7 protein-coding genes and 1 pseudogene are annotated in these 6,642 nt (G+C 61.6%); 5 read left to right on the top strand and 3 right to left on the bottom strand.

Annotated features, from left to right (window positions below):
- Window position 1: 1 nt before the first annotated feature.
- A complete protein-coding gene (locus tag ADADOO_RS01405; protein WP_511274378.1) occupies window positions 2–1,207 on the bottom strand; it encodes an HD-GYP domain-containing protein in 1,206 nt (401 codons plus the stop codon).
- Window positions 1,208–1,374: 167 nt separating this feature from the next.
- Here ADADOO_RS01405 and ADADOO_RS01400 point away from each other — a divergent pair, with 167 nt between their 5' ends.
- A complete protein-coding gene (locus tag ADADOO_RS01400; RefSeq protein ID WP_511274377.1) occupies window positions 1,375–3,282 on the top strand; it encodes an ATP-binding cassette domain-containing protein in 1,908 nt (635 codons plus the stop codon).
- A 27-nt stretch (window positions 3,283–3,309) separates the two neighbouring features.
- On the opposite strand, the gene ADADOO_RS01395 is transcribed toward ADADOO_RS01400, so the two are convergent.
- Window positions 3,310–3,519 (bottom strand): helix-turn-helix domain-containing protein, encoded by a 210-nt coding sequence (locus ADADOO_RS01395; RefSeq protein WP_511274379.1) that lies wholly within the window; start codon window positions 3,517–3,519, stop codon window positions 3,310–3,312.
- A 55-nt stretch (window positions 3,520–3,574) separates the two neighbouring features.
- Here ADADOO_RS01395 and ADADOO_RS01390 point away from each other — a divergent pair, with 55 nt between their 5' ends.
- The 4 genes from ADADOO_RS01390 to ADADOO_RS01375 all read left to right on the top strand — a co-directional run bounded on the left by ADADOO_RS01390 (window position 3,575) and on the right by ADADOO_RS01375 (window position 6,260).
- The gene (locus tag ADADOO_RS01390) at window positions 3,575–4,042 is read left to right on the top strand and encodes a response regulator (RefSeq protein ID WP_511274376.1); all 468 of its coding nucleotides are present in this window, start codon (window positions 3,575–3,577) and stop codon (window positions 4,040–4,042) included.
- A gap of 134 nt (window positions 4,043–4,176) precedes the next feature.
- Window positions 4,177–4,791, top strand: coding sequence for a bifunctional phosphoserine phosphatase/homoserine phosphotransferase ThrH (gene thrH, locus ADADOO_RS01385; RefSeq protein WP_511274375.1), 615 nt, complete (start codon window positions 4,177–4,179; stop codon window positions 4,789–4,791).
- Between the two features lie 59 nt (window positions 4,792–4,850).
- Window positions 4,851–5,714, top strand: a complete 864-nt coding sequence (gene purU / locus ADADOO_RS01380; RefSeq protein WP_511274374.1) for a formyltetrahydrofolate deformylase — start codon at window positions 4,851–4,853, stop codon at window positions 5,712–5,714.
- A 3-nt stretch (window positions 5,715–5,717) separates the two neighbouring features.
- A complete protein-coding gene (locus tag ADADOO_RS01375; RefSeq protein ID WP_511274373.1) occupies window positions 5,718–6,260 on the top strand; it encodes a hydrolase in 543 nt (180 codons plus the stop codon).
- Window positions 6,261–6,390: 130 nt separating this feature from the next.
- Here the strand turns inward: ADADOO_RS01375 and ADADOO_RS01370 are convergent.
- Window positions 6,391–6,642, bottom strand: a pseudogene (locus tag ADADOO_RS01370) (ammonium transporter); the annotation flags it as partial.

Below are 6,642 nucleotides of genomic sequence, written 5' to 3'. Positions count from 1 at the left end.
ATCAGGCCGGCAACCAATGATAGGGGTCGATTTTCCATTTTTCGTAACTCTCAAAACTGGCGATGCGGTCCGGCACCTTGGCGAGATCGACGATCTCGGGCGGGACGTAGTGTTGCTGGCCGGCATGGTAAAAAACGCGGACGACGGGTTCGAGCAGCTTGCCTTCGTTTTGCTCGATGACGACGCCCAGCCGCTTGCTTTCGAGGCGAACCAGCGAACCGGTCGGGTAAATGCCGATGGTGCGGATGAAAGCCTGCACCAGTTGCGGATCGAAATGGTGATTGCTCCATTCGAGCAACTTCTTGAGCGCCTGCGTCGGCGGCATGCCGCGGTTATAGACCTTCTCCGAGGTGATGGCGTCGTAGACGTCGACGATGGCGGCCATCTGGCCGTAGAGGGAAATGCCGGCGCCGACCTTCTTGTGCGGATAGCCGGTGCCGTCGAAGCGTTCGTGGTGTTCGCCGACCACCTGCTCGGTGGCGAGGCTGATCCCCGGCACGTCTTCGAGCAGGCGCAAGCTCTCGGCGACGTGCGACTGCATGCGGGCGAATTCGTCATCGGTCAGCTTGGCCGGTTTGTTGAGGATGGCGTCGGGAATCTGCGCCTTGCCGATGTCGTGGAGCAGGCCGCCGAGGGCGATTTCCCGGATGGTTTCCCTGGGCAGCTTCATGCTCCGGCCGAAAGCGACGAGCAGCGCGCTGACGCCGACCGAATGCTCGAAGGTGTAATCGTCGAGGTTTTTCAGGCGGGCCAGCGGCAACAGGGCATCCTGATTGCGGAAAACCGAGTCGACCATGCTATCGACCAGCGGCTCGACACGGTCGACCCGGACCTTCTGGCCAAAACGGATGTCGTCGAGCACTTGCCGGATCACCTTGTTGGCCTCGCCATGCAAGCGCCGGGCGCGCACGGCTTCGTCCTTGAGGTTAGCCACCACCGGCTTGTCGACGGGCTTTTCGGCGATTTCCTGGAGGCGGCGGTCAAGATCGGCATTGACCTCGCTCTGTGTGCGCGCCTCCCACACATCGGCCCCCTTGAGCGTATCGATGTAGAGCTCGCGGATGCCGATTTCGACGATCTTGTCCACGGTCGCCTGGTCGCGCACGTGGAAGGTGCTCGACATGAAGGGATGATCGAGCCAGCCGCAATTGAGGTCATGAATGAACATGCCCGGCTTGAGCTGGTCGGTACGGATCTGCTTGATCATGCGGTGATTCTAGCAGGCTGCCGCAAATCCTAGCCAAACTGCCTGAACGGCGCGGCAAGCCGTTGTAATGTTTCAAATTTTGGCCATTTTTCCGGTTGACCGTGGGCGTCGGCTGCAACGCCGAAAAATCCGTTTCCGGACCCTGCCTCGCTATAATCAGCCCCCTCATGATCGCCCTCCGCCAAGTCACCTTCGCCCGCGCCGGCCGTCCGCTCGTCATCGACGCCTCCGTCCAGCTCCACCCCGGTTGGAAAGTCGGCGTCGTCGGCGCCAACGGCTGCGGCAAATCCAGCCTCTTCGCGCTGCTCGCCAACGAACTACACGCCGAATCCGGCAACGTCGAAATCCCGGCCAGCTGGCACATCGCCCGTGTCGCCCAGGAAACCCCCGCCCTGCCCGATGCCGCCATCGATTTCGTCCTCGACGGCGACGTCGAACTCCGCCGCATCGAACGCGAACTGGTCGACGCCGAAGCCAAGGGCGACGGCGTTGCCATCGGCCATCTGCACGCCCGCTACGCTGACATTGACGGCTATTCGGCCAAGGCCCGCGTCGCCGAAGTCCTGCACGGCCTGGGCTTCACCGATGCTGACTTTCAGCGTTCAGTCGCCGAATTCTCCGGCGGCTGGCGCGTCCGCCTCAACCTCGCCCGCGCCCTGTCCTGCCGCGCCGACCTGTTGCTGCTCGACGAGCCGACCAACCACCTCGACCTCGACGCCGTCTTCTGGCTGGAAAACTGGCTGAAGAACACGCCGGCGACGCTGCTCCTCATTTCGCACGACCGCGACTTCCTCGACGCCGTCGTCGGCCAGATCATCGCCATCGACCTCCAGCGCCTGACCCTGACCAGCGGCGGCTATTCCGACTACGAACGGGCCCGCGCCGCCCGCCTCGCCACCCAGCAATCGTCCTACGAAGCCCAGCAGCGCGAAATCGCCCACCTCTCCAGCTTCATCGAACGCTTCAAAGCCAAGGCGACCAAGGCCCGCCAGGCGCAAAGCCGGATCAAGACGCTCGAACGCATGGAAATGGTCGCCGCCGCCCACGTCGACTCGCCCTTCCATTTCGCCTTCCGCCAGCCGGCCGCCCTGCCCGACCCGCTGCTCAGCATCGAAAAAGCCTCGGCCGGCTACGCCGATCACAAGATCATCGACCACGCCACGCTGACGCTCCGCCCGGGTTGCCGCATCGGCCTGCTTGGCCGCAACGGCGCCGGCAAATCGACGCTCATCAAGCTCCTCGCTGGCACCATCGCCCAGCAAGGCGGCGAGCGCAAGGAAGCCAAGGCGCTCAACATCGGCTACTTCGCCCAGCACCAGCTCGAACAACTGCGCCCCGACGAGTCACCGCTGCAACACCTCGTCCGCCTTGACCCGACGGCCACCGAACAGGAACTGCGCGACTACATCGGCGGCTTCGATTTCCGCGGCGACATGGCGACGCGCGCCATCGAACCCTTCTCCGGCGGCGAAAAATCGCGCCTCGCGTTGGCCCTGCTCATCCGCACCAAGCCCAACCTGCTGCTCCTCGACGAACCGACCAACCACCTCGATCTCGACATGCGCGAAGCGCTGACCTTTGCCCTGCAGGATTTTGCCGGGGGCGTCGTCTTCGTCTCGCACGACCGCCACATGCTGCGCACCTGCGCCGACGAACTGCTGCTGGTGGCCGACGGCAAAGTCAGCGAATTCGACGGCGACCTCGACGACTACGCGGCCTGGCTCGCCGCCCAACGCAATGCCGAGAAGGCGGCGGAGCCCGATGTCGCCGCCGAAAAAACGGAACGCCTGGCGCAACGCGCCGATGCCAAGGCCAACCGGCAGGCCCTGCTCAGCCAACGCCGGCCGCTGCTCAAGGAAATCGAGCAGATCGAACGCAAGCTGACGAAATGGAACGAGGAAAAAGCGGCTTTGGACACCCAGTTCGCCGACCCCGCCTTCTATGCCACGGTCAACCGGGTAAAAAGCGAAGAAATGCACAAGCAGGCCGGGATGCTTGGCGAACAGATTGACGAGGCCGAAATGCGCTGGCTGGAAGTCCATGAGGCGTTGGAGGCGTTGCCATCCATCGACTGATGGTTTAGCTGGTTAAAGCACGACCAGTCATGGCATCTTGTCAATCAGGCTCTTGAGAACCGCGAGCGGGTCCATGCCCATGGCTCTCGCGACGTCGACAAACTCGACGACATCGAGGCGGCGTTCGCCGCGTTCGTACTTGGAGACGTAGCTTTGTGGCTTTTTCAGGCGGTTGGCCACGTCAATCTGGGTCAATCCGCTGCTCTCCCTGGCCGTTGACAGCAATTCCCGAAGCATCGCGTAACGGTAATTGTGCATTGGGTTGGCCATCTGCACACAGTAATAACCGGTTGTGGGTTATCCCATATTGGGTTATGTTTTTAGGGAATGGCGCCCCCTTAATACGATTCCCCAAGAAGAAAGACCTCGAATGCCCATTGACGATTACCTCGATCAACGCATATTGCTGGTCGACGACGAACCCATCAATCGGGAAATCATCGTCGGTCTTCTGGACGAATCGGGCATCGTGATCGACCAGGCCAAAAACGGCGTGGAAGCCGTCGAACTCGCCAAAACCCGCGAGTACGGGCTGATCCTGATGGACATGCAGATGCCGGTCATGAGCGGCATCGACGCCACGCTCGAAATTCGCGGGATTCCAGGGCTGGAATCGCTACCCATCCTCGCTTTGACAGCCAATGCCTCGAAAGAGGCCGAAGGGCAATGCCTCGCCGCGGGCATGGACGACTATCTGACAAAGCCGGTGATGCCCGACCGGCTATACGCCGCAGTCGTTAAATGGCTGGCCAGAAAATAACGCACTGGCTATGCCCGCATCTCAAGCGCGGAAAACAACGTCCAATTCCCACGGCCAACCGGAAAAACCGCCCAAAAACAAAGCCCGCATCGGGTAAAATCGCCGTTTTCCGAACTCGCCGCTGGAGCCCAACCGTGCAAATCGTCTGCCTCGACCTCGAAGGGGTCCTCGTCCCTGAAATCTGGATCGAATTTTCCAAGCGCACCGGGATTCCCGAGCTGATGCGGACGACGCGCGATGAGCCGGATTACGACAAGCTCATGACCTACCGCCTGAACATCCTGCGCCAGCACAAGCTCGGCCTGCCGGACATCCAGAAGGTGATCGGCGAAATGGGCCCGATGCCCGGTGCCCGCGCCTTCCTCGACAAGCTGCGCGAGGATTACCAGGTCGTCATCCTGTCCGACACCTTCTACGAATTCGCCCACCCGTTGATGCGCCAGCTCGGCTGGCCGACGCTGTTCTGCCATTCGCTGGAAGCCGACGCTTCGGGCATGTTGGTCAATTACCACCTGCGCATGCCGGACCAGAAGCGTGAAGCGGTCAAGCGCTTCAAGGAGCTGAAGTTCACCATCGTCGCCGCCGGCGATTCGTACAACGACACGGCGATGCTCGGCGAAGCCCACGGCGGCATCCTGTTCCACCCGCCCGAGAACGTCATCCGCGAATTCCCGCAGTATCCGGTCGTGCTCAATTACGACGATCTGCGCAGCGCAATCGACCAAGCGTTTTTAGTTGCCCGTCGGTAGTCGCCAGTTATTAGCCAAACCCTAGCTAACGACGAACACCGCGCCACTAAAGACTAAAAATGCCTAGCGACCGTTTCTACACGCTCTCCGCCTCCTGCCCCGATCAGATCGGCATCATCGCCAAGGTTTCCGGGTTCATTGCCGGACACGGCGGCTGGATTCTCGAATCGAGATTCCATTCGGACGTGCTGACCAGTCGCTATTTCATGCGCATCGAGATCAAGGCCGATTCCTTGCCTTTCCTCCTTGCCGAGTTCCGCGAACGCTTCCGCACCGAGGTCGCCGAGCCGCTGGCGATGACCTGGCAGATCAACGACAGCGCGGTAAAGAAACGCGTCGTCGTCATGGTTTCCAAGCAGGAACATTGCCTCTACGACCTGCTGGCCCGCTGGCAGGCCAAGGAACTCGACATCGAGATTCCGTGCGTCATCTCCAACCACGATACTTTCCGCGGCTTCGTCGAGTGGCACGGCATCCCTTTTCATCATGTGGCGGTGACGCCCGACCACAAGGCCGCCGCCTACGCCGAAATACAGCGCATCTTTGACGATGTGCGCGGCGATTCGATGGTCCTCGCCCGCTACATGCAGGTGCTGTCGCCGGAACTGTGCGCGGCACTGGCCGGCAAGATCATCAACATCCACCACAGCTTCCTGCCCAGCTTCGCCGGCGCCAAGCCTTACCATCAGGCGTACACGCGGGGCGTCAAGCTAATCGGGGCGACCTGCCACTACGTGACGAGCGAACTCGATGCCGGCCCGATCATCGAGCAGGACGTCATCCGCATCGACCATTCCGATTCGCCGGAAGACATGGTGCGTTACGGCAAGGACATCGAGAAAACCGTCCTCGCCCGCGGCCTGCGCTACCACCTCGAAGACCGGGTGTTGGTGCATGGCAACAAAACCGTCGTCTTTAGGTAAGCCATGCTGATCCGGCGCGCCGACTCGCTGCTGCTGGTTGTCGACATCCAGGACAGGCTGGCGCCGACGATTCACGATAGCCAGCGGATCACCGCCAATTCGGTTCGCCTGCTCGAAGGAGCGCGGCAACTCGGCGTGCCGGCTTTCGTTTCCGAGCAATACGTCAAGGGTCTCGGGCCCAGCCTTGAGGCCATCCGCAACGCTGCGGTCGACGCCCGGTTTTTCGAAAAAACGCATTTCTCCTGCACCGCCGAGCCCGGCGTCGTCGATCTGCTGCGCGGCGCCAAACGGCCGCAAGTCCTGCTGACCGGTACGGAAACCCATGTTTGCGTGCTGCAAACGGCGTTCGGCCTGCTCGCCGCCGGCTTCGAGGTCTATCTGATCGCCGATGCGACGTCGTCACGGACGCCGGAAAACCGCAGCGCCGCCATCGAGCGCCTGCGCGCCGGTGGCGTGCAAATCGTCACCACGGAAATGGTGCTCTTCGAGTGGCTGCATCAGGCCGGCACCGCCGACTTCCGCCAGCTCCTGCCGCTCATCAAGTAAGCGCTTGCCGGCGCCGCGGCGAACCGAACCTCACGGTCAACCGGAAAATAAGGTCAAATTCCAAGAATTTCTCCGCAAAAAAACGGGCACCCAAAGGTGCCCGAAGGGAGAGAGACTACAGAGATAAATCTTAGTGGTGATAAGCGCTTTCGCCGTGCGAGGTAAGGTCGAGACCTTCGCGCTCTTCTTCTTCCGGCACGCGCAGACCGATAACGATATCGACCAGCTTGTAAGCCACCAGAGACACCACACCGGACCAGACGATGACGGTACCGACGCCCCACAGCTGGCTGATCACTTGCGTCGTCATGTCGAACGGGGCAACCGCGTTGGCCACGTAGTCATAGACACCCGTGCCGCCCAGGGCCGGATCGACGAAGAC

Origin of the sequence: Azonexus sp., from assembly GCF_036170495.1 — a bacterium.
In the GTDB taxonomy this organism is placed as follows: domain Bacteria; phylum Pseudomonadota; class Gammaproteobacteria; order Burkholderiales; family Rhodocyclaceae; genus Azonexus.
The sequence above is the reverse complement of the archived record's forward strand: the minus strand, read 5'-3'. Positions and strand labels throughout refer to the sequence as shown.

Coding starts and splice junctions, on each gene's coding strand:
- ADADOO_RS01405 (WP_511274378.1), bottom strand. CDS start 1,207: ATGATCAAGCAGATCCGTACCGACCAGCTCAAGCCGGGCATGTTCATT.
- ADADOO_RS01400 (WP_511274377.1), top strand. CDS start 1,375: ATGATCGCCCTCCGCCAAGTCACCTTCGCCCGCGCCGGCCGTCCGCTC.
- ADADOO_RS01395 (WP_511274379.1), bottom strand. CDS start 3,519: ATGCTTCGGGAATTGCTGTCAACGGCCAGGGAGAGCAGCGGATTGACC.
- purU (WP_511274374.1), top strand. CDS start 4,851: ATGCCTAGCGACCGTTTCTACACGCTCTCCGCCTCCTGCCCCGATCAG.
- ADADOO_RS01375 (WP_511274373.1), top strand. CDS start 5,718: ATGCTGATCCGGCGCGCCGACTCGCTGCTGCTGGTTGTCGACATCCAG.